The organism is Sphingobium sp. AS12, assembly GCF_019097845.1.
Taxonomy (GTDB): domain Bacteria; phylum Pseudomonadota; class Alphaproteobacteria; order Sphingomonadales; family Sphingomonadaceae; genus Sphingobium.
In genome coordinates this window covers 1-1,225 of sequence record NZ_JAHRGM010000092.1, presented here as the reverse complement: position 1 = coordinate 1,225, position 1,225 = coordinate 1, and the positions used below count along the sequence as shown (strand labels likewise).

Below are 1,225 nucleotides of genomic sequence, written 5' to 3'. Positions count from 1 at the left end.
CTGGTGGGTAGCTCTGGAGGAGGGATTCCTCAGTGGCGGATTTCCCGAATCTCTTCAATAATTTTCTTAGCATTATTGCTTAATCCAAAGTTAAAATTAAATCTTACCAGTACCTTGTCTCTTTAAACTTTATCTCTGTGATTGACTGTGATCTCTATTCCAATCCATCTCTCTTAGGAGTTGAGGCACCCCTTCCAGTAACTTTCCAATCCAACTCTCTTAGGAGTTGAGGTACCTATTTTCTAGTACCTTTTGCAATCCACCCTCACAACTCCTTACTTGCTTTCCAGCCTTCTGGGGGTGATCTCGCAGGGTCCCCTTTCTTTCCCGATCTCGGTGGAACCTCCATTTGTGGCTGCTCTTGGCCACTAAGTCCGAGTATTGGGCAAAAGCCTGGAGATTTGGATGAACCAAAAGTTGCCTGGTTCACTTTCAGAGACACAGTCCCTCACTTTAATTGTGGAACAGCCTTGTATACAAACTTACAAAAATACCAGGTCAAAGGGTTCACATCAGGATCCTATTGGGAAAGATCAGAAAAACAGGAGGTTCCTGTGGTTATGCTGGAAAACAACTCTTAGAGACCCTGTGAGGGCTGGTTCCCAACACCCAATGAGTCATTAGATGGTTAAAGCATATCAGCAGGAACCAGGAACACACAACACTCAGGAACCCAAATTGGGGCCTTGCCATCCTATGTGAAAACACAAACAGAACCCGGGGCCCACACCAAACTGGATCTGGCCCTTTCCAAAAGCCTAAGGGAAGGTCTCTCCAATTAACCAAATGTCTTTTCTGTGCAGTGGACCACCAATGACAGTCTACTACAGAGTTACCAGAATCATCCACAGTTAAAAGTTTAAGATAGAAAATAAGTGATAGAGTTAAGGAGCCAATGTCCCCGTCAAGGTCCCCCTTCTTTACTTTAACTAAATAGGCTTTTAAAGTGTGGTGGGCATGTTCCACAATAGCCTGTCCTTGGGGGTTGTAAGGAATACCAGTCTTTAGAGTAATCTCAAAGTCTTGACAAAAATGATTGAAACCTCTGCTGACATAAGCAGGGCCATTATCAGTCTTAATTTGTTTTGGGACTCCCATGTAAGCAAAAGCCTGTAGAGAGTGGCTCTTACCATTTTTCACCTTTTCACCAGAATGGGCAGAGGTAAATATCAGATGGGAAAAAGTATCTACAGAAACATGTACAAATTGTAATTTACCAAAAGAT

Annotated in this window: 1 protein-coding gene; it reads right to left on the bottom strand. The window is 43.2% G+C overall.

Annotated elements, in window-relative coordinates; genetic code table 11:
• Positions 1-558: 558 nt before the first annotated feature.
• On the bottom strand, positions 559-1,225 hold a 667-nt coding region (locus KRZ98_RS23120), incomplete at its 5' end, for a DDE-type integrase/transposase/recombinase (protein ID WP_217675529.1).